Genomic DNA, 26,167 nt, shown 5'->3' on the forward strand with positions numbered 1-26,167 from the left:
TCGAAGACCTTTCGTGTTATAAAGCTCTTCGACTTCTCCTCAGGAAGATCTCAAAAATAGCATAATATTTAGCCAATCTTAATACAAATATCTCATTTAAAAATAACAGATTAACATTGCCTTAAGGTTCTATTAAGCTCAAAATACCTGAATCAAACATTCGTTATTATTGCAATTTATAATTATAACGAAAGATGTTTTACAAAACGATTTCCTTGGTATTTCTATTCGGATTCTTTTCTGCAAATGCGCAACAAAATGATTCAATAGTTAAAATTGACAGTACTTCACACAATTTAAAATTCAATTACAAGCAATTAATTATTCCTGGAGTATTAATTGGTTATGGAGTAATTGGAATTGGAAATGATCAACTTTTGAGTTTCAATCATCAAATCCAAAATGAAGTTACCGAAGATATTGATAACAAAATTACCATTGATGATTTCTCGCAATATGCGCCTGCTGCATCTGTATATGCTTTGAATGCTTTTGGCGTAAAAGGCAAAAACAATATGCGTGATCGTTCTGTAATACTTGTGACTTCGTACGCTATTATGGCAACGACAGTTTTGGGTTTAAAGACACTTGTGCATGAAGAGCGCCCCGACGGAAGCAATAACAACTCTTTTCCTTCTGGTCACACCGCCACCGCTTTTATGGGAGCCGAATTTTTATGGCAGGAATATAAAGACAAATCGATTTGGTACGGAATTGCAGGTTATGCCGTGGCAACCGGAACTGGATTATTTAGAATTTACAACAATCGTCATTGGTTAACCGATGTTGCTGCCGGAGCCGGAATCGGGATTTTGAGTACAAAACTGGCGTATTGGATGAATCCGTATATTACCAGAAAATTATTCAAATCATCGTCTGAAAGTAAGTCAACTTCTATGGTAATGCCTTTTTATAATGGGCAACAATATGGATTGGGATTTGTGAAGGTTTTTTAGATTCTTTATCTGCCACAGATTTCACAGATTAAAAGGATTTTTTTTTGAATGGCTTTATCAAGTTTTTCTGCCACGAATTACACAAATTTGCACAAATTTCATTCAAAATATAATCAATATAATTCGTACAAATTTGTGTAATTCGTGGCAAACAAACAATCCTTTTAATCTGTGAAATCTGTGGCAAAAAACTTTTTTATGTATTCGAAGTATTATTCTTAATCTCCATCACCTCTCTTTTTACCTCTAGAAGCAAATCTTTCATACTTTGAGATTCTGTCACTTCATGTCGTTTATCGCTTCGGCCAATGCTGCATTCGTATTCCCAGATTTCAAGAATATCTGAGGCTTTGACCTCATAATTTGGATAAAAACGATTATCTGATTCCAGAACCAAAGCATTCTTTTTATTCTTATTCAGACGTTTATACACCATTCCTTCATTTTTGGTAATCAGGATATAGGTTCTACCATCCATAACCTCTCCCAGCCTTTCGACATAACGACCAATAATAATCGAACCGTCTTCGTGTGGTGGCATCGAATCGCCTTCAACAGGAAATCCGCGGTGTTTTCCAGGTCCTAAAAACGGAAGAGAAACTTGCTGTAGACTTTCAATATATTCCGGATCGGCATAACCGTTTAGATAACCCGCTTTTGCTTTTTGAGATACAATTTCGATATAATTTTCTCCAAAACTATCTACTTGTATTGGTAAAATAAGTCGGTTACCTTCTAATTTTATAAGGTTTTCAATGTGTATCTTTCGTATATCGACAGACAATAATAAATCGATACTCATATGAAAATATAAAGCAATCTGCTTTAAAATGTCATACGGTGCCTCGGAGGTTCCATCTTCGTATTTAACGTATCTTCCTCGGGTAATTCTAAGGTTTTCAGCTAATTTCTCCTGAGATATTTTATGCTTAACCCTCAATGCTCTGATGTTATCTGAAAATAAGGACATAATTAATTTGTTATAATTTGGAACAACAAATATACAAAAAAATGTTCTTATCTGTACTAATTTTGTTTCATACAAAAACAAGGAGATGGCACGGGCAATTGTACACATGGATTTGGATACTTTTTTTGTATCCTGCGAAAGGTTAACAAACTCAGAATTAGAAGGAATAGCTCTAATTATTGGAGGCGGAGATCGTGGCGTTGTGGCCTCTTGTTCGTATGAAGCCAGACGTTTTGGAGTACGCTCAGCAATGCCCATTCAGATGGCAATGAAACTTTGTCCGCAGGCGAAAATTATTAAAGGTGATATGGAATTATACTCCCGATTATCGCATGATGTTACACAGGTTATTCAGGAAAAAGCACCGATAATGGAGAAAGCCAGTATCGATGAATTCTATCTTGATATTACCGGAATGGATAAATTTCACGGCAGTTATAAATGGACAGATGAACTAGCTCAATCTGTAATTAGAGAAACCGGATTACCTATTAGTTTTTCGTTATCTATCAATAAAACGGTTTCTAAAATCGCAACTGGCGAAGGAAAACCAAAAGGAAATTTAGAAATTCCGGAAAGTAATGTACAAGCGTTTTTAAATCCGTTATCGATCCAGAAAATACCAATGGTAGGAAATGTAACTTTTCAGCTTTTATCCAGAATTGGGGTTCGTACGATTCAGACTTTATCTGAAATGCCTGCCGAGGTTTTACAACAAATGATTGGCAAAAACGGTTTGGATATCTGGAAAAAAGCCAACGGAATCGATAATACGCCTGTAGAACCTTACACAGAAAGAAAATCAATTTCTACTGAACATACTTTTTCTCAAGACACGATTGATATTGAAAAACTCAAAAGAATACTTATAGGAATGATTGAAAAATTGGCTTTTCAATTGCGATCAGAACAATGGTTAACTTCAACAATTACGGTTAAAATACGTTATGCCAATTTTGATACCGAAACCAAGCAATGCAAAATAGCGTATACGTCAGCAGATCATATTCTGACCAAAAATGTAATGGAACTTTTTGATAAAGTATATCAACGTCGGATGCGATTGCGCTTGATTGGCATTCGCTTTAGCGGATTGGTTCGTGGTACGTATCAAATTGATCTTTTTGAAGATACAGAGGAAATGCTTTCGCTTTATGCTGCGATGGATAAAATGAAAAGCCGTTATGGTTTTGATGCCGTAATGCGTTGCGCCGGAGCTTCTTTTAAACCTAATAATAAAGATGAAATTTTAAAACGTATCAAATAAATGTATCTCAACTGTCATTCTTTTCATTCACTACGCTACGGCACCATTCCTCTTAAGGAGTTGGTTGACCAAGCCGTTTCTTGCGGTGTAAAAGCTATGGCGCTTACAGATATTAATACTGTAACGGGAATTTATGATTTTATAAGAGCCTGTTATAAATTTGAAATTAAACCTCTTGTAGGAATAGAATTTCGTTCTAATCATCAATTACATTATGTTGGTTTAGCCAAAAATGCAAGCGGACTTGGCGAAATGAATCGGTTTTTAACGAATCATAATTTCAGTGGAGAATCTCTGCCTATGATTTCTCCAGAATTCGAGTCGGTTTTTGTGATTTATACTTTAGAAAATGCACCGGCGGCATTGCGTGAAAATGAATTTATCGGAATTCGTCCAGATGAAGTTTCTAAACTTTTTACTTCTGAATTTAAGCGTAGAATTCCGAAAATGGTGATTCTTCAATCCGTAACTTTCAGTAACAAAAGAGAATTTAATCTGCATAAAATTCTACGTGCAATTGATACAAATATCATTTTATCAAAACTTACAGAAGCTGATTATTGCAGAACTTCTGAGAAAATGTTGCCTTTAGAATCGCTTTTACCTTATTATGAGAATTATCCCGAAATTATAGCCAACACTCAGCACATAATCGATTCTTGCAATTTTGAATATGATTTTACAACTCCTAAAAACAAAAAGTTCTTTACTGAAAATCGTGAAAGTGATATCGCAAAACTTAGAGAATTGGCTTATGAAGGTTTATTATGGCGTTATGGAAAAGAAAATACGCTCGCAGAAGCACGTATAGAAAAAGAATTAAAAGTAGTTGATGAATTAGAGTTCAGCGGTTATTTTTTAATCACTTGGGATATTGTTCGTTATAGCAATAGTCTGGGTTTTATGCATATTGGTCGTGGTAGCGGCGCCAATAGTATTATTGCCTATTGTCTGGGAATTACTGATATCTGCCCAATAGAATTAGACTTATATTTTGAACGTTTTTTGAATTTAAATCGAAAAAGCCCTCCTGATTTTGATATCGATTGGAGTTGGAAAGAACGCAACACAATTTTAGAATATATATTCGATAAATACGGTCGCGATCATGTTGCTTTTTGCGGAACTAATGTAGAATTCAAACATCGCTCTATTTTTAGAGAAGTCGGAAAAGTATTTGGTCTTCCAAAAGAAGAATTAGACATGCTGGCCAAAAATCCGATGGCATTACATGAAACCAATTCTATCGTAAAATTGGTTCAGGAATACAGTATTATGATGAATAAATATCCAAATCAGCGTAGTATGCATGCTTGTGGTATTATCATTTCTGAAGAACCAATTACCAATTATACGCCTCTAGAAATGCCTCCAAAAGGTTTTCCAATTGTGCTTTTTGACATGCATATTGCTGAAGAAATTGGTTTCGAAAAATTCGATATTCTAAGTCAGCGTGGTATAGGCCATATTGATGACAGCGTAAAACTAATTGAGAAAAACCGTGGTATAAAGGTTGATATTCGTAATACTTCAATTTCTAAAGACGAAGCTATATGTAATATTCATTTGGCTCAAGGCCTAACTATTGGCTGCTTTTATATTGAAAGTCCTGCAATGCGCGGATTATTACGTCGCCTCAATTGTGATAATTATAAAATTCTTGTAGCAGCTTCCTCAATTATTCGTCCCGGTGTGGCACAATCCGGAATGATGAAAGAGTATATTTTTCGTCACAATAATCCAGATCAATTTCAATATTTTCATGATGTTTTTAAAGAACAACTTGGCGAAACCTATGGTATTATGGTATATCAGGAAGATGTTATAAAAATTGCACTGCATTACGGAGGTCTTCCTGCAGCAGATGGCGATATCCTGCGTCGTGCCATGTCCGGAAAAGGACGTTCTATGGAGGCTTTGCAAAAAGTAAAAGATAATTTCTTTACCTGTTGTGCTCAGAAAGGACATCCCGAAGATCTTAGTCAGGAAATTTATCGCCAGATTGAATCTTTTGCCGGATTTTCATTTTGTAAAGCGCACTCGGCTTCTTATGCTGTCGAGAGTTACCAAAGTTTATATCTTAAGATTAATTATCCTGTAGAATTTATGACAGCGGTAATTAATAATCAGGGCGGATTTTACAGAACCGAAGTCTATGTGCACGAAGCGCGTATGTCTGGAGGAACGATCATGAATCCGTGCGTGAATAAAAGTGAATATCAGACTACGGTTTACGGAACTGATGTTTATCTTGGTTTTATGCATTTGCAAAGTCTTGAATCTAAAACGGCACATTTAATAGAATCTGATCGGGAGAAAAATGGTGATTTTCTTTCTTTGGAGGATTTTATTAATCGCATACCTATTGGAATTGAAAGCATGAAAATCCTGATTTTTATAGATGCTTTTCGCTTTACAGGAAAAACCAAAAATCAGCTTTTAGTAGTTGCCAGTTTGCTTTTAAATAATTTCAAACCCGAAAACAGAAGTTTAATGCTGATGCAGGAACCTGTAAAAGAATACAAACTTCCAACTTTAGAACGCTCTTTATACGAAGATGCTTTTGATGAGATCGAACTTTTAAGTTTTCCTGTATCATGCACCGTTTTTGATTTATTACAAACCAAATATCGAGGAAATATTATGGCGAAAGATCTTGTCTTATATCATAAAAAACAGGTACGCATGTTGGCTTATTTAATTGCCAGAAAACAAGTTCCTACCAAAAAAGGGAATATGTATTTTGGAACCTGGATTGATCATGAAGGTTCTTATTTTGATACGGCTCATTTTCCGGATAGTTTGGCACAATATCCTTTTCAGGGCGGAGGTTGTTATTTGCTTTTAGGAAATGTCGAAGTCGATTATCATTTTCCAACAATCACGATTATTAAAATGGCTAAGATGCCTTTTATTCCGGATCCTCGTTATATGGATGCTAAAGATCAGTTTAAAACACAAAGATTAATAAAAGAAGATGTGAGTCCTACGCATCGCGAGCCTTATCCGCAAGGACATGAAATTAATTTGCCCAGACATCGAATGAAATTTCAAAACACATAACTCGAAATTTGACACGAATAAAAATAGTTTTCACGTTATATAAATAAGATGAAAAAGCAAGAATACGCCATAGTAGATATCGAAACCACTGGAGGTAATGCCAGTGACAGCCGCATTACCGAAATTGCGATTATCATTCATGACGGAGAAAACGTGATTGAACGATATGAAACGCTTGTTAATCCCGAAAAAGAAATACCTATTCCAATTTTTGCCTTAACAGGAATTAATAATGAAATGGTAGCTAATGCGCCAATCTTCGATGATATTTCAGAGAAAGTATTAGAGATGCTCACAGATCGTGTTTTCGTGGCGCATAATGTTAATTTTGATTATTCGTTTGTTCGTCATCAACTTGAACAAGCAGGCTTTAAATGGACAGCAAGAAAGCTATGTACTGTTCGTGCAGCTAGAAAAATCAGACCTGGTTTTCCCTCTTATAGTTTAGGAAAACTGTGCAATTCGCTCGACATAACTTTAGAAAATCAGCACCGTGCTGGTGGAGATGCAGCGGCTACGGCTATATTGTTTTCACGATTACTCGTATGGGACGATGAAGGTCATATCGAACAAATGATCAAAAATACGGCACAAGATCAGCGTTTACCTCCTAACCTTCCTCCTGAAGATTTTAATAATTTACCCGAAAAACCAGGTGTATATTATTTTTATAATGAGGTAAAAAAAGTAATCTATGTGGGAAAAGCGGTTAATATAAAAAAGCGTGTTGCTTCTCATTTTAGCGGACATAAAATTAATCCGCAAAGGCAACATTTCTTACGTGATATTTATTCGATTTCTTTTGAAGTTTGTGGCAACGAGTTAATGGCTCTCTTGTTAGAATGCACCGAAATTAAACACCTTTGGCCAACTTACAATAGAGCTTTAAAACGATTTGAGCCAAAATTTGGACTGTACCAATACGAAGCCCGCAACGGATACAAATATCTCGCTATTGGAAAACTCAACAAATTTCAATCGTGTATTGAGCAGTTCAGTAGTTTACATGAAGCAACAAATATAATGCGAGGTCTGGCAGAACAATTTGAAATTGATTATAGATTTTGCAAATATTCAAAACCTCAAGAAGGAGAAATATTTCAAAATAATGATATAAAAGATTTGCCGAATGTTTTGCATCATAATGAGCAAGTCGACAATGCTATTGATTTTTTATTAAACAACAGACCTACTTTTGCCATTATAGAAAAAGGAAGAACAGCCCACGAACGCAGTTGTATCTGGATAGAAAATGGTCATTTTTATGGTATGGGATATATTCCTTTAGATGTCGCGATTACTGATCCTTTAGAAGTAAAAAATTATGCTACGCCGTATAAAAGCAATCAATACATTGAGCAGTTAATTTTTGCTTATGCAGAGAAAAATCCCCGAAAAGTTTTTTTCAATAAGAACTTGCTAAAATCAAGGATATGAAATTAATCTAATTTTAAAAATAGAGCTATAAACTTAAAGTATTGACTTATGACACTATTTAGCGATACCGAATTATTTGCTACAGGTTTAAAAGGAAAAAAAATATTTGACCTCCCTGATGCAGAACTTATTTTGATTGATAACTTTTTTACCAAAGAAGAATCTGATCGATTTTATGAAAGATTACTTCATCAAACTAAATGGAGAGAATATGAAATGGAAATGTATGATAAAGTTGTTACCGCTCCTAGAATGATTTCCTGGTATGAAGATAAAGATAATGTTGGTGCAGATCAAAATGGTCCTGACTGGACTTATGAATTATTAACTATTAGAGGCCGAGTTGAAAGAGAAACTCAGCTTGATTTTAATAGTTTATTGCTTAATTTATATCGAAACGGAAATGATGGCGTTGCCTGGCATAGCGATAAAGAACATAATTCAGGCCCAAACCCAATTATTGCTTCGGTAACTTTTGGAGAAACCAGAATGTTCAGACTTCGTCATAAATTTAGAAAAGAGATTCCGCAGGTCGAAATTCCGCTTCATCACGGGTCTTTTTTATTAATGGCGGGAACAACTAATAGTTTCTGGCAGCATCAGGTTCCTAAAACAGCTAAAAACGTTTTACCCAGAATCAATTTAACCTTTAGACGAACTAACCGAAGCGAATGATTTGTAAATCACTCTAAATGAGTTTTTTTTGACTTTGAAACGAAGAGGAAAATTCCTCCTCTAAAAGTTAAAATACTCAGTGTATGAACCTTTTATTAGGCAGAACCTATCTTTTTTACTACTTTTGCAACCTTTTTTTACATATACATTACCACAATGGCTCACTCAAACAATGATTTATTGCGTTTTTTAGATGCGCAAAACAAACTTTATCTTACTGCTCTTTCTGAAATCAAAAAAGGAAAAAAAGAAACACACTGGATGTGGTTCATTTTCCCACAGATTAAAGGATTAGGCAAGAGCGATACTGCAAATTATTATGCCATTAATGATCTAAAAGAAGCTACTGAATTCTTGGAACATCCTATTTTAGGAAAACATCTTATTGAAATTTCTGAGTTATTTTTAACTTTTAAAAGAAAATCAGCAGATGGAATTCTAGGAGATTTAGACGCACGAAAATTGCGTTCTTCAATGACTCTTTTCTCTTTGGTAGAAAACACAAATCCTGTATTTCAAGAAATATTAGATGCTTTTTTCTCTGGAGAAACAGATTCTCTTACATTATCTATTATTAATTCAACTATAAAATCTCCTGTAGAAACTGAAATGGCATAATTCCCATTCTCAATTTATTAGATTTTTTTCAATTAAAAAACACTACTTTTTTTTGCTTTTGCAATGGGTAGTGTTTTTTTTATGTTCAAACTTTAACGCTAAGGTTCTATAAAAATAATATCATTCGTTTTAGCCCAAAAAAATGCACGGCCTTTAAGGTGGTTGTTTTTATATAATTAAATTCTATATTCGTAATTCTAAAAATTAAACGCCTAACCTAAACCAAAGAAATAATGAACGAAAAAATTAGAATCCTTAAAGTTATCCATCTTGCTATTTGCGCGGGAACAATCATTGTCTATTTTATATTAGGACAAAACTCAATTACGAATTTAAAAATTCCTACTATTGACTCTACCTCGATTGTATATTTGGCTATTCCTATTTTAGCATTTGGTTTAAGCAACTTTTTATTCAAATTACGACTAAAGCAAATTGACCCAAAATTAAAACCAGAAGAAAAATTACCTCTTTACCAAGCTGCATCAATTACACGATGGGCAATTCTTGAAGGAAGTGCTTTTGTTATACTATTCCTAAAACCAGATTTTATAGCCTTTGGAATACTTATCATATTGTATCTTATCTTTTTAAGACCAACAGAAGAAAAAATAAATAATGATTTAAGCAATTAAACTTATTATCGTTTCTAAGAACTATAATGATTCAAACAGTTTAAGTTGACTTTTTTATTACTCAAAATAAAACACAAAAAAATGCCTTGCTAAAAACAAGGCATTTTTTGTGTTTAAAAAAACTTAGAAGCTTAGTACATCTTTTAAGATTCATTCGGTTTCGTTAAGTAATATATAGGAATCCCGCTTAACATAATTAATACTCCCCAACCACAAGTTGAGAATTTTGTCCATAATAATGAAATACAAATTGCTGTTGCAATAACAATGTACAGCATTGGTAAAAACGGATAACCAAAGGCTTTGTACGGTCTTTCTGCATCAGGCATTTTTTTACGTAAAATGAAGATTCCATAAATCGTCAAGATGTAAAAAATCAAAACAATGATAATTACAAAATCTAATAAATCGCCATATTTTCCAGTCAAACACAAAGCCGAAGCCCAAATACATTGCGCCCACAGCGCCCAAGCAGGAACACTTGATTGGTTTAAAACAGCGGCTTTTTTAAAGAATAAGCCATCTTTTGCCATCGTATAATATACTCTTGCACCTGCCATAATTAATCCGTTGTTACAGGCAAAAGTCGAAATCATAATCATAATCGCAATAATTAAGGTTCCAATATTTCCAAAAATATATTGTGAAGCCACCACTGCCACTCTATCAGATTTTGCGGTTGCAATTTCATCAAACGGAATAACAGCCAAATACATCAGATTGGTTAAAATATAAATAATCGTTACAATAAAAGTCCCTAGAAATAAACTGAAACCAACATTACGTTTTGGATTTTTAATCTCACCTGCTATAAACGTTACACCGTTCCAGGCATCACTTGAGAATAACGACCCAACCATTGCTGCCGAAATCCCACTAATTAAATCTGTTCCGCTAATTGGTAACCATGAACCGCTCTCTTTATTAAAAGAACGTGTTGTCCAGGCATCAGCCCAGTTCGCATCCCAAATCGAAGCTTTTGCTGCAAGCGTTAATCCAAAAACGATTAAACCCAACAAAGACAAGATTTTGATAATGGTTAAAATAGTTTGCAAAATTTTACCATCTTTTACACCACGGCTATTAATATAAGTAAGTAAAATAATGGTGAAAATTGATACAATCTGCGCTGCATTGAGTTTAAAAGAGCCTAGTTCCCAAAGTATATTTTCGTCACTTAATGGTTCATATAAATAAGCGGCAAACTTTGAGAAAGCAACACCAACGGCAGCAATAGTTCCGGTTTGAATTACAGCAAAAAAACTCCAGCCGTACAAAAAGGCAATTAATTTATTGTAAGCTTCTTTTAGATAAACGTACTGCCCGCCAGCTTTGGGAAACATCGCGCTTAACTCTCCATAACTCACTGCGGCTATAATAGTAATTAATCCTGAAATAAGCCAGATTAGTGTTAGCCAACCCGCAGAACCTACTTGTCTGGCTATATCGGCACTCACGATAAAGATTCCGGAGCCAATCATAGAACCTACAACAAGCATGGTTCCATCTAATAATCCGAGTTCTCTTTTAAAATTTTCTTGGTCGTTTTCTTGCATGTTTTTGGTTTTTGGTTGGTTAAAGATATACTTTTTTCTTAAACTCTAATTCTTGAAATTCTAAATTATAAAAGAGTAAATTCTGAGAACAGAAATTGAAATTCCAAAACAATAATTCTATATCTTCGAATCCTATTTTAAAAAACGATAATGAGCCTAAATCTTTTCCCAAACGAAACTTCAATCTTTGAATCAGAATATACATCTTTGGAAACAATACAGCTTTTAAAAGAGAATACTCTCGAAGGAACTATTAGTAGTACAGCACATAAAACAAATAAATTTTTTATTGGAGAAGTTGAAAAATATAGATTTAAAATTATCTCTTCTTACCCCAAAACTTCGATGTTTTGCGTTTTTGAAGGCAAAATTGACGAATCAATACCAACTCGAATTACGTTAACCAAAAAATTCCATTCTGCCTTTAAATGGCTTTTTATAATGTGGTTTTTGGGATTAACTGCCGTTATTTTTATAACTCCTAATAAAACAATGGAACAAAAAATTACAGAGGCTATTGTGTTTGCCGTTGTCGCATTTTTTGTTCGTTATTTCATCGTAAAATTATTTTTTAGAAAATCTGAAGAAATCGGTACAGAAGCTTTAGAAAACCTTTTAAAACTAAAAGAAATTCTATAATTTTTTTAGACTTTTACGTCATCCCGTATTAGAATAATACTTCAACTATTTATATTTGAAACATTAAAAATTTGTTCTTCTTAGCTATAAAATAAAGTTTTAACTTAAACCTTAATCCAACTAATAATCCTTTAATCTGTTTAAATATGAAAAAAGCATTACTTTTTATTTTGTTGTTCAGTATAAACTCTTATTCTCAAAAAGATTTAACCAAAAAAATTGCAGCTGTAGTTGTTGAAGGCAAAAACTTGTACAAATCAGAAATGGCTTCGTGGTACGGAACTGATTTATTTATTGAGCAATATAAAAATCAAGAAAATATTTGCGGTTACTTTTCTTATTCAGAAGGCGAAAATGCAAAATGTATATTCTTCTCAAAAGGTGATAATCCAAAAGTTATTGGTACAATAATCTTTGACAACACCTATAATATTAAGACTGCAAAATCAGAATTAGAAGAAAGAAGCTTTTCGAAAAATGAAAATGATTTATATTTAATACGTTCAAAGGCAATGAACGCTATAAAATCTGACACTATTTTTAAGCATTACAATAACTCAAATCTTAATTTGATTCCGTTAATCTCAAATAACGAAAAAAAAGTTTACGTTTTAACAGGACCAACTAAAAGCGGGGTCGTAATTTATGGAAATGACTATTTGCTAACTTTTAATAATGAAAACGAATTAAAAAGTACTAAACGTTTACATGCTAATATTATTCCTGTAAATTATGGTGACGACAAAAACATATCGGTAGCCGCAATGCACAGTCATTTACCGGAAACTGGTGAGTTAATTACCGCTACAGATATCTGCACTACAATGTTGTACGAAAAATTTACGGGCTGGGAAAACGTTTATGTAATGTCTAAGGAATACGTCTCGATATGGAATTGCAAAACTGACGAACTTAACGTTATGAAAAAAGAGGCTTTCGAAAAAATCAACAAATAAAACTATGTTTGAGTATGTTGGCTTAAACGAAAAACAATATTTTTTTAGAACCTTCTTATTACTCCTTTGCTACAACCAAAATCATGCATCACAAACTCAAATCAATTGATAAAACAGTACTAATTAACTGATTTTTAATTGATCTTACTTTTACATTGTTTAACAACAAATAATGCATTATTTTTATAAAATTTCAAATAATAGCTAATACGTGATATAAACCTGAAATAACTCATTAACAAATGTTTATCTTTTTTCACTAATACGCATCGCAATTGCCCCAAACGATTGTTACTGCAAAGTGATTCCGAAAGAAGTAATCTTTATAAGGCATCGCATCAAATTATTAACCTACAAATCCGAAAATTATGCCTCGAAGATTATTTTTTAAAAATTTTCGTCTTCCTAATGTTTTTGTTCTATTACTAATTGTATTATTTTCCTGTGCATTACTAATTTGCATTAATTTTTTTACGATAAAAATACTTTCAGCCAGTAGAGCTTATGTCAATGGAGAATCACATTACTCTAAAGGACAAAAAGATGCTTCAAGACATCTTATTACATATCTCTACACCAAAGAACTCAATCATTGGAAACTGTATATCGAAAATCTAAAAATCCCACAAGGCGACGGAATTGCACGTAAAACGCTTTTAAAAGTTGGCGATAATGAAGTAGCCCGAATTGGTTTTACTGCGGGCCGCAATCATGAAGACGATCTGGATGATCTTGTTTGGTTGTTTGTGAATTTTAAAGAGGTTTCGTTCTTCGCAAAAGCAATTCGAGAATGGGAACAGGGCGACAATTTAATTAATGAACTTTTTATTATTGGAACACAGATAAACGCAAAAATTCAGCGTAATACATTAACACCTGCAAATCAACAAAAGTTTATAGCCAGAATTAGTAACATCAGCGATAAACTAACTATTAATGAGCGTAACTTCTCCAATACTTTGGGCGAAGGAACACGAAAAATTAAAAACTTATTAATTATAACTAATATCATTTTTGTTTTAATTATCATTCTAAGTGTCTGTACCTATTATTTTATAATGGTAAAACGTTTACTTGTTTCAAAAAAAGAAATTGAGGTTAAAAACGAAGATTTAGTATTAGTGAATCGAGAATTAGATCGCTTTGTTTATAGTGCTTCACATGATTTAAGATCGCCCATAACTTCGTTAAAAGGCTTAATTGAAATTACGCAACTAGAAGATGATGTAAACCAAATTAAAGATTATTTGGACTTAATGCAGCAAAGTCTCACAAAGCAAGATCAATTTATAAATGATATTATTGATTATTCTAAAAACAAGCGTAAACAAATCATCATACAACCTGTTAGCCTACGCAAATTATTTGACGAAGCGATCTCTCAATTAACACATATAGAAAACGCCAGCAGAATCATTATTAAACAAGAAATATTAACTGACGAAATTTATAGCGACGGATTACGCTTAAAAATAATTATTGGTAATCTAATCTCTAATGCTATAAAATATGCCGATACTAATAAGCAGGAAATGTTTATCAATATTAAAACATATACTACCGAGGGTGCCCACAAAATTGAAGTTGCCGATAATGGAATTGGAATTAAGGAGGAATATAAGGAATCTATTTTCGAAATGTATTTTGGAACAAACAAAAATAAGGGCTCAGGATTGGGCTTATACATTGTAAAAGAAGCCGTTGAAAATATTAAAGGAAATATAACTGTAGTTTCTGAAAAAACTATTGGCAGCAAATTCATCGTAACAATCCCTAAAACACATGGAGTTTAAGGAAACTTTTTTGTTGATTGAAGATAATTTTATCGACTAACTTATTGTAAAACAATTATTTAAAAATGTACTAAAGATTGATCAGATTGCAATTGCAAATAATGGAAAAGAAGGGATTCAATGGATCATCGAAAATAAAAACAAAAAATCCTTAATTATTCTATTGGATATTCAAATGCCAATAATAGACGGATTTGATTTTTTGGAGTTGTATGCGAAATTGAAGAATGAATTAAAAAAAGATACTCAAATTTATGTTCTTTCGTCAACTTTGGATCCTGATGAAATCGACAGAATTAATGGAAATAATTATATTACTGGTTTTTTAAGTAAACCTTTCCCTACTGAAGAGTTTAAAATAATACTAATGCAAAAGTTAACAGATTATTCTAAAACACGATTTACTTGTGTAAAAGCTCTTTGATAATATGGCTCTTTGGTTGAAGAAATCATTACTCCACCGTGTGTAGAAGAATGAACAAATTTAATTTCGCCATCAACAACTTCTACCACCATTCCTACATGATTGATTTGACGTCTTCCGTTTGTTTTAAAAAAGATTAAATCTCCTTTTTTGGCTTCATCTGTTCCTACTTTTGTACCTACTCGAGATTGCTCTATTGAGCTTCTTGGCAATCTTATATCAAAGTTGCTAAAAGTACAAATCATTAATCCTGAACAATCAAAACCAGCTTTTGAAGTTCCGCCAGACCGATAACGAGTTCCAATATTTTCAGTCGCATTTACAATTAATTGATTTACTAAATCAGAATGATTGCTAACTCTAAATACTGTAGTTGTATCTTTTTTTACTTCAGAATTATCAGCAAGTTGTGTTGATTCTGATAAACCTTCATTAATTTGAGGATTTATTATCGAAGCCGAAGCTGCATCTGCCTTTTCTTTTGTAGTATTAATTTTTAGAAGATAACCAACTGGCAATTTTCCTTTTATAAATGGATTTTGTCGTTCCAGTTCTGCAACCGTTAATCCATATCTTTTTGCAATTGCGTATTTTGTTTCTTTTGGCTGCACCTCAACAACTACATCAACCTTATTTGAAGATTCATTTCCGCTTTTTACATCATCTGTTTTGGTAATGATTTCTGGAACTACATCTGTTTTCTCATTAATTTGAAATTGAGATGCAATAGCGGTATCATTTAGTTCCTGATTTGCTTTTTCTTTAGACGTTCTAATTTTTAAAACATAACCAACTGGCAACTTTTTCTTAATAAGTGGATTTTGTCGTTCCAGTTCTGCAACTGTTATTCCGTATTTTTTGGCAATAAGATATTTTGTCTCTTTTGGTTTTACCTTAACTTCTACTTCAACATCTTTTGAAGCGATTATTTCCGGTTTTTCTATTTTTTGATTTTTAGTTGTTTTTTCAGTCGACGCAATAGCATTGGAAGGAATATTAAGTTTCTGTCCTATTTTTAAATCTTCATTTTCAAGCGACAGATTTGCTTTTTTTAAATTTTCAACAGATACATTATACTTTTTTGAAATAACCCAAAGATTTTCTTTTTCAACAACTTCATGCTGACTTGAACTTACAGCTGCAACTTTGGTTGAATGTGCAGTCGTTTCATTTTTCTTTTCAGTATTTTTGATATTGTTATTCGGAATTAACAAAACCGAATTTAGTTTTAAAACTTTAGGAGCATTAGGATTTGCTTCTGTAATATCTTTTATTTTAACTCCATATTTTTTTGCAATAATAGAAAGATTCTCTCCATTTGAGATTTTATGCTTTGTGAACTTTTCTTGAGAAAAGACACCTACACTAAAAAAAAACAAAACTATTATTAGCCTAAAAACCATTATCTATTACATTTTAATACTTTATTATTCTTTTTTGAATTTATTCTCTAATTTTAAACTCAAAAAAACCAACTTTATTACTGAATAAGCGAATTTAACTTTTTAAAGTAAAAAAACCATGCTTTTTAACAACTAATTTGGTTCAAATTAACAAATTCGGCATAAAAATTGAGTCAATTGGCTGAAATAATGCTTCTTATAATATCAAGCATTTTTTTCTAGCCAAAAACCAACTTTAAACCTAAAATAGTGTGAAAAAATTACTTTTATTTTTCGTCCTGTGCCCTTTATTATCAATCGCTCAGAACATAAATGGCTCTGTAGTTTCGCAGAGAAACAACCTTCCCGTTGAGAACACTAATATATATGCACTATCAAGCAAAGTAGGAACTATAACAAATCAAGATGGTCAATTCTCTTTAAAACTCCTTACAAAATTTAAGGACGACGAAATATTAGAATTTTCGCATATTGGCTATATTACTGCACGATTTACTTTAAACTATTTAACAAAACACAACTATAAAATTTTCCTCGAAGAGGAAGTTCAAAATTTATCAGGTGTCACTATTACCGCCACTAAAAAGTTGAAGCTAAAACTTGGATTCAAACAATTAAATTCTATGAAAAGTCCCATTTCTGCATTTGGGTCTTTTTTGAAAGATGATAAAATGTATCTTGTTGGTGGTGATGCTTCTTATGAAACTGATTTATTTGAAAAATACAGAGCTGAAAGAGCCGATGCTGATTTATTCAATTTTCTTAAAGTTGGAAATGATGCTTATGTTCAATTTTACAAACGAGATTTATGTATTTATGATTTTAAAACAGATACTTGGGAATTACAGAAATTAGATTTAGAAAAAAGAGCATATCATAATATTCATTTTTACGATAATGCTATTTATATTTTAGGTGGAAAAAAAATTCTCATAAATAAAAGTACTACTTGGGAATACATCCAAGATAAAATTGAAGTTTTAAACCTTACCAATCAATCCATTCAAATAGACAAAACAAATCCGCATCAAGCTGCTAATTTTGCTTCGTTTTCATATAAAGACAACATTATTGTTATGGGAGGTTATCTGAGAACGGCAGAAAATGGCGTAAAAGATTTTACGAGTAAAATTCACCTTTATAATATTACTTCTGGCTACTGGTACGAATTTGGTAATCTGCCAACCCCTCGCGAGACTACAGGTGTTATGATTGGAGATCAAATATATCTGATAGGTGGAAATGACGGAAAACCTATTACCAAAATTCAAAGTTTTGATATTAATACACAAATATGGCAAACAGAAGCCGAATTATTTTCTGATTTTGAGAGACCTGCTATAACGCATCATGATGATATTATTTACTTTTTTGAAAATCAGAAAATGTGTACTTATAATCTCAAAACAAAACAACTTAAGGAATATGAAATTGAGCTAGGATATAAATATTCTACTATGTATTTCTACAATCATAAATTGTACATTTTTGGAGGTCGTACGGAAAATGAATATTCTAAAATTTCTTCTTCAAAAGTATTTAGCGTTGACATAGGTGAATTTAAAAATACGATACCAACTAGAACCAAAACTTTCTTTCAAGAAATAAATTTAGCAAAGGCTGATTAACACCTTTTAAATAATCCAAACTAGAAAACAAGCCACCCAATTATACCTTTAAATATTGTGAAAAAACTACTCTTTATTTTTCTTCTCTCTCCTTTATTATTAACCGCGCAAGATATAAAAGGAACTATCGTTTCTCAATTGAGCAATTTACCAATTGATAATACAAATGTTTCTGCATTATCTAGTAAAAGTGGAACGGTTAGTAACGACAAAGGAGTGTTTTCGATCTATATTCTTCCAAAATTTAAGGATGATGAAATACTAGAATTTTCTCATTTGGGTTACATTACTCAAAAACTATCTATAAGCTCTTTAAAAAAGAATGCTTATAAGGTTGTGCTTGAAGAAGAAATCCAAAATTTATCTGATGTTACCATTGCACCTAATCAAAAATTGAAGACCAAACTTGCGTTCAGTGAAATAAGTACTCTAAAAAATCCTATCTATTCATTTGGCTCTTTTTTTAACGAAGGAAAAATTTATGTTAGTGGTGGCGATGGTTATGAGGATATAGACAAAATGGCAAAAGTTCGAGCAGAAAAAGCCGTCCCTACTATGGGTGACTTTTTGGATGCCAATCAAACCAGTGTAAAACGTCATTATAAAAAATATCTTTCTATCTATGATATTAAAACAAATTCTTGGGAATTTCCAGAACTAAAATTACAAGGGAGAGCTTACCATAATATTCATTTTTGCAATAATTTGATTTATGTTTTGGGCGGAAAAAAAGTGTTCGTAAACAAAATTAGCAGTTGGGAATATTTGCAAGATCAAATTGAAGTTTTAGATCTTGATAAATTGTCTGTCAAAATCGACAAAACCAATCCGCATCAGGCCGCTGATTTTGCTTCGTTTACTTATAATGATAATATTATTGTAATGGGCGGTTCTGTAAAAATGACCGAAAGTGGCAAAAAAGATTTTACCAACAAGGTACATCTATACAATACTACTTCTGGTTACTGGTATGAACTTAACAATATGCCAACTGCAAAGGAAACTACCGGGATCTTGATTGACAATAAAATTTATTTGATTGGGGGAAACAATGGAAAAGCGATTTCGCAAATCGAATCGTATGATTTATTAACTGAAAAATGGAAAACGGAAGGTGAATTATTTTCGCCATTTGAACGTCCGGCTATCACTTTTCATGAAAATATGATTTATTTTTTTGAAGATAGAAAAATGTGCACTTATGATTTGAAAACAAAACTTTTGAAAGAATATGAAATTGATTTGGATTTAAAATATGCTGCTATTTACTATGACAATGATAAGTTATACATTTTGGGCGGACGTATTGATAATAGTTACTCTAAAATACCTTCTGCAAAAGTTTTAAGTATTGACATTAATGAGTTTGAAAATACAAAACCTACGAGAATTAAGACGCTGAATAACGAAATATAGCTAAAGCAAATTAAAAAGCTTTTCCTTATTCGAAACTAACTTACTTTTTACAAATCCAAAACATAAGAAGTTTACAGATTTTTCAAAAAAGATAATCTTCAACTAAACATATTTTTTAAGTTTATTATTCCAAAAATCTCAAACAAAATTAATCAATTTAAAAAACAGGCTCTATAAAAATAGCGCCTGCTTTACTATTAAATAGATTGTACAACTTCCTCTAATTCAAAACGAGATTTTGGCAAAACAGATGGATGTGCCCAATCACTTAAATCCGCATATCCAACTGAAACAGAAAACAAAGGTGTATAACCATCTTGAGACAATATTTGCTTGTATGCTTCAATATTAATTCCCTCCATTGGCGTAGCATCAAGTCCCATGCTTATACAGGCACTCAAAAAATAACCTAAAGAAAGATAAACCTGATGTTCCATCCAAGATTTTGTTGCCACATCTCCGTTCGACTTTATCATTGGTTCGTAAAAAAGCTTCCTCCACGCTTCTGGCAAAATGGAGATATTACGTTTCTCAAAATACTCAATATCTTCCATTACACTAAACACAACTAAAAGATTAACATCATTAATCGATTGTTCATTCATATAGGATTGAGCTGCTAATTCTTTTTTCACAGCCTCGTTGGTAACAAAAGTAAATTTCCATGGCTGGCTGTTTATAGAAGAAGGACTTAATCTTATTATTTCTTTCAACTCTTCAATTTTTTCTTCGCCTATCTTTCTAGTAGCATCGTACTTTTTTGTTGCATATCTACTTTTTGCAAGATCTAAAAAACTCATATTTCTATTTTTATGTTATATACTATACTTTTTACTGTTGCAAAACTAAGTATAGTAATCTATCTTTGCAATAACGGTTAAAGTTGATAGTAACAGATGTATAGTATAGACAATAAGCAATATCCTTGTAGCACTAGCCTAACAATGAAGTATATAGGCGGTAAATGGAAGGCAGTAATTCTAATTCATTTAATCGAAAAAAAGCGATATAGTGAATTACGAAGAGAATGTAAAGTTATTACAGAGCGAACATTAAGCCTTCAATTAAAAGAACTTGAAGAAGATGGTCTTATTATACGAACCGTACATACAAATAAACCTCCACTAAAGGTTGATTACGAATTAACCGCATTTGGCAGAACATTAATTCCATTACTTCAAGCCATTGCTCAATGGGGCATTGAAACAGCTGAAGTTTTAAAACTCTAAAAAAAATTTGATTAGTCTGTATAAAAAAACGCCCTGTTTTCACAGCGCGTTTTTTTTATAATTAGTTTTAAAGAATTAAGCTTTTCCAGCAGCAATTAAGTTTAATGCTGAACCTGCAACGAACCAGCCAATTTGACCTGCGTTGTAAGTATGGTTTGCCAAGATAATATCTTTTGTACCATTTGCATGAACAAACTCTAATGTTAATGGTTTTCCTGGAGCAAAATCTACTAAATCAAGGAAATTGATTGTATCATCCTCTTGGATTTTATCATAATCGGCTTCGTTAGCAAATGTTAATCCTAAAAGACCTTGTTTTTTAAGGTTTGTTTCGTGAATACGAGCAAAAGATTTCACCAATACTGCTTTAACTCCTAAGAAACGAGGTTCCATTGCAGCATGTTCACGAGAAGAACCTTCGCCATAGTTATGATCTCCCACAACAATAGACGGCACTCCAGCCGCTTTGTAAGCACGTGCAACCGCAGGAACAGCGTCGTAAGTTCCTGTTAATTGATTTTTAACTGAATTTGTTTTTTGATTGAATGCATTTACTGCTCCAATCAGCATATTATTAGAAATATTATCTAAGTGTCCGCGGAAACGTAACCATGGTCCAGCCATAGAAATATGATCTGTCGTACATTTTCCGAATGCTTTGATTAATAATTTTACACCTGTAATGTTTTTACCATCCCAAGCATCAAACGGAGCTAATAATTGCAAACGCTCTGATGTTGGACTAACTACTACCTGAACTCCTGAACCGTCTTCAGCCGGAACTTGAAATCCTGGATCTTTAACATCAAATCCTTTTGGAGGCAATTCGTCTCCTGTAGGCTCATCTAACATTACTTCTTCTCCATCTTCGTTGATCAAAGTGTCTGTTAACGGATTAAATCCTAAATCTCCTGCAATAGCCATTGCGGTTACCAATTCTGGAGAACCAACAAATGCAAGTGTATTTGGGTTACCATCGGCACGTTTTGAGAAGTTACGATTGAATGAGTGCACGATTGTATTTCTTTCTTCTTTCTCTGCACCATCTCTATCCCACATACCAATACATGGTCCGCAAGCGTTAGCAAAAACGGTTGCTCCAATTTTATGGAATGTATCGATAAATCCATCGCGCTCGATAGTATAACGAACAACCTCTGAACCCGGAGTAATTGTAAACTGTGATTTTGTTTTTAAATTCTTAGCACTTACTTGTCTGGCTAAAGACGCTGCGCGAGAAATATCTTCGTAAGAAGAGTTTGTACAAGAGCCTATTAAACCAACCTGAATTTGTAGTGGCCAGTTATTTTTGATCGCCGCTTCTTTCATTTTAGAAATTGGAGTAGCTAGATCAGGAGTAAAAGGTCCGTTTAAATGTGGTTCCAATTCAGATAAATTGATTTCGATAACCTGATCAAAGTATTGCTCTGGATTAGCATAAACTTCTGGATCTCCTGTTAGGTAAGAAGCTACTTTATCTGCAGCATCTGCAACATCTGCTCTATTAGTAGAACGCAGGTAACGCCCCATAGAAGCATCGTAACCAAAAGTTGAAGTTGTAGCTCCAATCTCGGCACCCATGTTACAAATCGTTCCTTTTCCTGTACAAGACATAGAAGTTGCTCCTTCTCCAAAATATTCAACGATTGCTCCTGTTCCTCCTTTTACGGTAAGAATACCGGCAACTTTAAGGATAACATCTTTAGGAGCTGTCCATCCTGATAATTTACCAGTTAGTTTTACTCCAATTAATTTAGGAAATTTAAGCTCCCAAGCCATACCAGACATAACGTCTACAGCATCTGCTCCACCAACACCAATGGCCACCATTCCTAAACCACCTGCATTTACAGTGTGAGAATCAGTACCAATCATCATTCCACCAGGGAAAGCATAATTTTCAAGTACTACTTGGTGAATAATTCCTGCTCCTGGTTTCCAGAAACCTATTCCGTATTTATTAGAAACTGACGACAAGAAGTCGAAAACTTCATTACTTTGTGTCTTTGCCCTAGCCAAATCTGTTTCAGCATCTACTTTTGCCTGAATCAAGTGATCACAGTGAACCGTTGTAGGAACTGCTACTTTTGGTTTTCCAGCATGCATAAATTGCAACAATGCCATTTGAGCAGTTGCATCTTGACAAGCTACACGATCGGGCGCAAAATCAACATAATCAACTCCTCTTCCAAACGCCTTTGTTGGATTTCCATCCCACAAGTGATTGTATAAAATTTTCTCTGTTAATGTAAGTGGACGACCAACAATCTCGCGTGCTTTATCAACACGACCTGGCATGTTCTCATACACTTTTTTAATCATTTCAATATCAAAAGCCATAAGTATAATTGTTTTTGTTTTTTTTATTTTGAACATACCAAGTTACAAAAAATAGAACAGCTAGAAAAGAAAAAGCCTGAGTTTATAAACTCAGGCTTTTTATATATAATGATTATAACTAATCGTATGATTACATTACTAACAGTTTGTGAGAAGGTGCAAACCTAGTTAGGCTAATACCATCCACTGCAGCTGTATATTCAGCAAGTGTAGGAGTTCTACCCAAAATTGTAGATAAAACAACAACTGGTGTAGAAGAAAGCAATGACTCTCCTTTTTTACCTTCTGTATCTTCTACAACTCTTCCTTGGAAAAGACGTGTAGATGTTGCCATCACAGTATCTCCTTTTGCTGCTTTTTCCTGATTACCCATACAAAGGTTACATCCTGGACGCTCTAAGTACAACATGTTCTCATATTCAGTACGTGCAGCTCCTTTTGGTGCAGCATCGTTGAATTCGAAACCTGAGTATTTTTGTAAAACTTCCCAGTCACCTTCAGCTTTAAGCTCATCTACAATATTATATGTAGGTGGCGCTACTACTAACGGCGCTTTGAACTCGACTTTACCGTGTTGCTCTTCGATATTTTTTAGCATTTGAGCTAAAATTTTCATATCCCCTTTGTGAACCATACAAGAACCAATAAATCCAAGATCTACTTTTTTATCTCCTCCGTAGAAAGATAAAGGTCTGATAGTATCATGAGTATATCTTTTAGAAACATCAGCATTATTTACGTCTGGATCTGCAATCATAGGCTCGATAATTTGATCAAGATCAACCACAACTTCAGCATAATATTTCGCATTTGCATCAGGAGTTAAAGCTGGTTTTTCAGCCGATTTAATCTCTGCAATTCTCTTATCTGCTTTGTTGATCAATCCTTGAAGAACTTGTTTTTCATTGTCCATTCCTTTGTCGATCATGATCTGGATTCTACCTTTTGCAATCTCTAGAGATTCAATTAAAGTATCATCTTCAGAAATACAGATAGAAGCTTTTGCTTTCATCTCTGCAGTCCAGTCTGTAAATGTAAATGCCTGATCAGCAGTAAGAGTTCCTAGATGAACCTCAATAATTCTACCTTGGAATACATTTTCTCCACCAAACTTTTTAAGCATTTGAGCTTGTGTTGAGTGAACTACATCACGGAAGTCCATGTAGTCTTTCATCTCTCCTTTGAATGTAACTTTCACGGATTCAGGAATTGGCATTGAAGCCTCTCCTGTAGCAAGTGCAAGCGCAACTGTTCCTGAGTCAGCACCAAAAGCAACACCTTTTGACATTCTTGTATGAGAGTCACCACCAATAATGATCGCCCACTCATCAATTGTAATATCGTTAAGTACTTTATGAATTACATCTGTCATTGCGTGGTAAACTCCTTTAGGGTCACGTGCAGTGATTAAACCGAATTCGTTCATGAATTTCATCAATTTTGGAATATTTGCCTGAGCTTTTTTATCCCATACTGAAGCAGTGTGACATCCAGATTGGTATGCACCATCAACGATTGGCGAAATTACTGTAGCCGCCATAGACTCTAATTCCTGAGCAGTCATAAGACCAGTCGTATCCTGAGAACCTACAATGTTTACTTCTACACGAACGTCTGAACCTGCATGTAAAACTTTACCCGGAGCAATTCCAACAGCATTTTTGTTGAAGATTTTTTCTACTGCCGTAAGCCCTTGTCCTTCAATAGAAATCTCTTTTGATGGAGCAAATACAAGCGGAGCTTCGACATCTAAAATTTTTGCTGCTAATGTTTGAAGCTTTTTACCAAATACAATTGCATATGATCCTCCAGCTTTTATAAATTCCATTTTCTGAGGCGTAAATGCCTTAGAAATATCTATTAATTCTTTGTCACCATTATAAAGTTTCTTAGTCTTTGTATTGATCGTCAATACAGTACCTGTAGCAACAGAATATGTTTCTTCAAGAACAGGGTCACCGCTTTCGTTACGAACTACGTTACCCTCTGCATCTAATTTTTTAACCCAGTTTTTAAGGTCTAAACCAATACCACCAGTAACATCAACAGTTGTTAGGAAAATTGGAGAAATACCATTTGTACCTCCTACAATTGGAGCAATGTTTACGAATGGAATGTATGGACTTGCTTGTTTACCACTCCAAAGTGCCACGTTGTTTACACCTGACATTCTTGAAGATCCAACACCCATTGTACCTTTTTCTGCAATTAACATTACGCTTTTATCTGGATGTAATACTTGTAATGCCTTAATTTCTTGTTGTGCCTGAGGCGTAATCATACATTGCCCGTGAAGTTCACGGTCTGAACGTGAGTGAGCTTGATTACCCGGAGAAAGTAAATCTGTAGAAATATCTCCCTCTCCAGCAATAAAAGTAACTACTTTAATTTCTTCAACTACTTCTGGCAGTTTTGTAAAAAATTCTGCTTGTGCATAGCTTTCAAGAATTTCTCTAGCTATTGCGTTATCATTTTTAAATGCTTCTTTTAAACGATCTGTATCTGCCTCATAAAGATAAACTTGTGTTTTAAGTACATCTGCTGCTTGTTGTGCAATAGCAGCATCATCACCTAAAGCTAAATCTAACAATACTTCGATAGACGGCCCACCTTTCATGTGTGATAATAACTCAAACGCAAAAGCAGGGGTAATTTCTTTTACTACAGATTCTCCAAGAATAATTTCCTTTAGAAACTTAGCTTTTTCACCAGCAGCACTTGTAGTTCCTGGTATAGTATTATAAATAAAGTACTTAATCGAATCTTCTCTATATTCGTTATCTAAATCTTTAATCTGTGCAATGATTTCACTTAATAATTCAGCTCCATCAATTGGCTTCGGGTGAAGTCCCTGATTTTTTCTTTCTTCAATTTCTTGGATATAATCCTGATAAATATTCATAATAAAGGCAGATTTATTTTTTTACGCAAATTTAAGCATTAATGACGATAATTAAAAATTATATAACAGAACTCACCTTTTCAAAAATTATTATTGCTAAAAAACGATTTTGACTGCTTGTTTTTGTCAAAATATCAATTTTGTATTAAAAAAATGAATTATTGATATTTAAAAATCTTTTCTTTAACAAAGTCGAAATTTAATGTTATATCAGAAGTGAGATTTTACCTCTATTTTACCTAAGAACCTTTCTAAATTAG

General features: G+C 33.3%; 20 protein-coding genes. 14 read left to right on the forward strand and 6 right to left on the reverse strand.

Going from position 1 to position 26,167, the window contains the following annotated elements; all coding sequences use genetic code 11:
• Positions 1–194 precede the first annotated feature (194 nt).
• Positions 195–956, forward strand: coding sequence for a phosphatase PAP2 family protein (locus tag IW18_RS09420; RefSeq protein ID WP_041517348.1), 762 nt, complete (start codon positions 195–197; stop codon positions 954–956).
• A gap of 196 nt (positions 957–1,152) precedes the next feature.
• Here the strand turns inward: IW18_RS09420 and IW18_RS09425 are convergent, their stop codons facing one another.
• On the reverse strand, positions 1,153–1,926 hold the full coding sequence (locus IW18_RS09425; RefSeq protein ID WP_041517349.1) for an XRE family transcriptional regulator: 774 nt from the start codon (positions 1,924–1,926) through the stop codon (positions 1,153–1,155).
• 85 nt (positions 1,927–2,011) lie between these two features.
• On the opposite strand from IW18_RS09425, the gene dinB reads away from it, so the two are divergent.
• From dinB to IW18_RS09455, 6 genes are all read left to right on the forward strand, one after another.
• Positions 2,012–3,193 (forward strand): DNA polymerase IV, encoded by a 1,182-nt coding sequence (dinB, locus tag IW18_RS09430; protein ID WP_041517350.1) that lies wholly within the window; start codon positions 2,012–2,014, stop codon positions 3,191–3,193.
• The gene (locus tag IW18_RS09435; protein WP_041517351.1) at positions 3,194–6,256 is read left to right on the forward strand and encodes a DNA polymerase III subunit alpha; all 3,063 of its coding nucleotides are present in this window, start codon (positions 3,194–3,196) and stop codon (positions 6,254–6,256) included.
• A gap of 48 nt (positions 6,257–6,304) precedes the next feature.
• Positions 6,305–7,693 carry an exonuclease domain-containing protein gene (locus IW18_RS09440; protein ID WP_041517352.1) on the forward strand — a complete coding sequence of 463 codons (1,389 nt, stop codon included), beginning with the start codon at positions 6,305–6,307 and terminating at the stop codon, positions 7,691–7,693.
• A 48-nt stretch (positions 7,694–7,741) separates the two neighbouring features.
• Positions 7,742–8,368: an alpha-ketoglutarate-dependent dioxygenase AlkB family protein gene (locus IW18_RS09445; RefSeq protein ID WP_041517353.1), complete on the forward strand. Its 627-nt coding sequence runs from the start codon at positions 7,742–7,744 to the stop codon at positions 8,366–8,368.
• A gap of 156 nt (positions 8,369–8,524) precedes the next feature.
• A complete protein-coding gene (locus IW18_RS09450) occupies positions 8,525–8,986 on the forward strand; it encodes a DUF1810 domain-containing protein (RefSeq protein WP_041517354.1) in 462 nt (153 codons plus the stop codon).
• A 233-nt stretch (positions 8,987–9,219) separates the two neighbouring features.
• Positions 9,220–9,621: a hypothetical protein gene (locus IW18_RS09455; RefSeq protein WP_041517355.1), complete on the forward strand. Its 402-nt coding sequence runs from the start codon at positions 9,220–9,222 to the stop codon at positions 9,619–9,621.
• 143 nt (positions 9,622–9,764) lie between these two features.
• Here IW18_RS09455 and IW18_RS09460 read toward each other — a convergent pair whose 3' ends face one another.
• Positions 9,765–11,177, reverse strand: a complete 1,413-nt coding sequence (locus IW18_RS09460) for an APC family permease (RefSeq protein ID WP_041517356.1) — start codon at positions 11,175–11,177, stop codon at positions 9,765–9,767.
• A 150-nt stretch (positions 11,178–11,327) separates the two neighbouring features.
• On the opposite strand from IW18_RS09460, the gene IW18_RS09465 reads away from it, so the two are divergent.
• The 4 genes from IW18_RS09465 to IW18_RS09480 all read left to right on the forward strand — a co-directional run bounded on the left by IW18_RS09465 (position 11,328) and on the right by IW18_RS09480 (position 14,989).
• A complete protein-coding gene (locus IW18_RS09465; protein ID WP_041517357.1) occupies positions 11,328–11,816 on the forward strand; it encodes a hypothetical protein in 489 nt (162 codons plus the stop codon).
• Positions 11,817–11,962: 146 nt separating this feature from the next.
• On the forward strand, positions 11,963–12,772 hold the full coding sequence (locus tag IW18_RS09470) for a hypothetical protein (RefSeq protein WP_041517358.1): 810 nt from the start codon (positions 11,963–11,965) through the stop codon (positions 12,770–12,772).
• A 368-nt stretch (positions 12,773–13,140) separates the two neighbouring features.
• Positions 13,141–14,565 carry a sensor histidine kinase gene (locus tag IW18_RS09475; protein WP_041517359.1) on the forward strand — a complete coding sequence of 475 codons (1,425 nt, stop codon included), beginning with the start codon at positions 13,141–13,143 and terminating at the stop codon, positions 14,563–14,565.
• A gap of 43 nt (positions 14,566–14,608) precedes the next feature.
• Positions 14,609–14,989 (forward strand): response regulator, encoded by a 381-nt coding sequence (locus IW18_RS09480; protein ID WP_255313515.1) that lies wholly within the window; start codon positions 14,609–14,611, stop codon positions 14,987–14,989.
• Here IW18_RS09480 and IW18_RS22930 read toward each other — a convergent pair.
• The gene (locus IW18_RS22930) at positions 14,950–16,392 is read right to left on the reverse strand and encodes a C40 family peptidase (RefSeq protein WP_041517360.1); all 1,443 of its coding nucleotides are present in this window, start codon (positions 16,390–16,392) and stop codon (positions 14,950–14,952) included. The genes IW18_RS09480 and IW18_RS22930 overlap by 40 nt on opposite strands.
• Before the next feature lie 251 nt (positions 16,393–16,643).
• Here IW18_RS22930 and IW18_RS09490 point away from each other — a divergent pair, with 251 nt between their 5' ends.
• On the forward strand, positions 16,644–18,020 hold the full coding sequence (locus IW18_RS09490) for a Kelch repeat-containing protein (protein WP_041517361.1): 1,377 nt from the start codon (positions 16,644–16,646) through the stop codon (positions 18,018–18,020).
• Positions 18,021–18,077: 57 nt separating this feature from the next.
• Positions 18,078–19,436: a Kelch repeat-containing protein gene (locus IW18_RS09495; RefSeq protein WP_041517362.1), complete on the forward strand. Its 1,359-nt coding sequence runs from the start codon at positions 18,078–18,080 to the stop codon at positions 19,434–19,436.
• A gap of 197 nt (positions 19,437–19,633) precedes the next feature.
• On the opposite strand, the gene IW18_RS09500 is transcribed toward IW18_RS09495, so the two are convergent.
• Positions 19,634–20,236: a nitroreductase family protein gene (locus IW18_RS09500; RefSeq protein WP_041517363.1), complete on the reverse strand. Its 603-nt coding sequence runs from the start codon at positions 20,234–20,236 to the stop codon at positions 19,634–19,636.
• Positions 20,237–20,332: 96 nt separating this feature from the next.
• On the opposite strand from IW18_RS09500, the gene IW18_RS09505 reads away from it, so the two are divergent.
• Complete coding sequence (locus tag IW18_RS09505; RefSeq protein WP_041517364.1) at positions 20,333–20,665, forward strand: winged helix-turn-helix transcriptional regulator; 333 nt, start codon at positions 20,333–20,335, stop codon at positions 20,663–20,665.
• 75 nt (positions 20,666–20,740) lie between these two features.
• On the opposite strand, the gene IW18_RS09510 is transcribed toward IW18_RS09505, so the two are convergent.
• Together IW18_RS09510 and IW18_RS09515 are read right to left on the reverse strand one after the other, a co-directional pair.
• On the reverse strand, positions 20,741–23,005 hold the full coding sequence (locus IW18_RS09510; protein ID WP_041517711.1) for an aconitate hydratase: 2,265 nt from the start codon (positions 23,003–23,005) through the stop codon (positions 20,741–20,743).
• Between the two features lie 130 nt (positions 23,006–23,135).
• Positions 23,136–25,907, reverse strand: coding sequence for a bifunctional aconitate hydratase 2/2-methylisocitrate dehydratase (locus IW18_RS09515; RefSeq protein ID WP_041517365.1), 2,772 nt, complete (start codon positions 25,905–25,907; stop codon positions 23,136–23,138).
• Between the last annotated feature and the right edge of the window lie 260 nt (positions 25,908–26,167).

The organism is Flavobacterium hibernum, from assembly GCF_000832125.1.
Taxonomy (GTDB): domain Bacteria; phylum Bacteroidota; class Bacteroidia; order Flavobacteriales; family Flavobacteriaceae; genus Flavobacterium; species Flavobacterium hibernum.

Excerpts from the sequence above, each read along its gene's own strand:
- IW18_RS09420 (WP_041517348.1), top strand. The coding sequence starts at position 195 with ATGTTTTACAAAACGATTTCCTTGGTATTTCTATTCGGATTCTTTTCT.
- IW18_RS09425 (WP_041517349.1), bottom strand. The coding sequence starts at position 1,926 with ATGTCCTTATTTTCAGATAACATCAGAGCATTGAGGGTTAAGCATAAA.
- dinB (WP_041517350.1), top strand. The coding sequence starts at position 2,012 with ATGGCACGGGCAATTGTACACATGGATTTGGATACTTTTTTTGTATCC.
- IW18_RS09435 (WP_041517351.1), top strand. The coding sequence starts at position 3,194 with ATGTATCTCAACTGTCATTCTTTTCATTCACTACGCTACGGCACCATT.
- IW18_RS09440 (WP_041517352.1), top strand. The coding sequence starts at position 6,305 with ATGAAAAAGCAAGAATACGCCATAGTAGATATCGAAACCACTGGAGGT.
- IW18_RS09445 (WP_041517353.1), top strand. The coding sequence starts at position 7,742 with ATGACACTATTTAGCGATACCGAATTATTTGCTACAGGTTTAAAAGGA.
- IW18_RS09450 (WP_041517354.1), top strand. The coding sequence starts at position 8,525 with ATGGCTCACTCAAACAATGATTTATTGCGTTTTTTAGATGCGCAAAAC.
- IW18_RS09455 (WP_041517355.1), top strand. The coding sequence starts at position 9,220 with ATGAACGAAAAAATTAGAATCCTTAAAGTTATCCATCTTGCTATTTGC.
- IW18_RS09460 (WP_041517356.1), bottom strand. The coding sequence starts at position 11,177 with ATGCAAGAAAACGACCAAGAAAATTTTAAAAGAGAACTCGGATTATTA.
- IW18_RS09465 (WP_041517357.1), top strand. The coding sequence starts at position 11,328 with ATGAGCCTAAATCTTTTCCCAAACGAAACTTCAATCTTTGAATCAGAA.
- IW18_RS09470 (WP_041517358.1), top strand. The coding sequence starts at position 11,963 with ATGAAAAAAGCATTACTTTTTATTTTGTTGTTCAGTATAAACTCTTAT.
- IW18_RS09475 (WP_041517359.1), top strand. The coding sequence starts at position 13,141 with ATGCCTCGAAGATTATTTTTTAAAAATTTTCGTCTTCCTAATGTTTTT.
- IW18_RS22930 (WP_041517360.1), bottom strand. The coding sequence starts at position 16,392 with ATGGTTTTTAGGCTAATAATAGTTTTGTTTTTTTTTAGTGTAGGTGTC.
- IW18_RS09500 (WP_041517363.1), bottom strand. The coding sequence starts at position 20,236 with ATGAGTTTTTTAGATCTTGCAAAAAGTAGATATGCAACAAAAAAGTAC.
- IW18_RS09505 (WP_041517364.1), top strand. The coding sequence starts at position 20,333 with ATGTATAGTATAGACAATAAGCAATATCCTTGTAGCACTAGCCTAACA.
- IW18_RS09510 (WP_041517711.1), bottom strand. The coding sequence starts at position 23,005 with ATGGCTTTTGATATTGAAATGATTAAAAAAGTGTATGAGAACATGCCA.
- IW18_RS09515 (WP_041517365.1), bottom strand. The coding sequence starts at position 25,907 with ATGAATATTTATCAGGATTATATCCAAGAAATTGAAGAAAGAAAAAAT.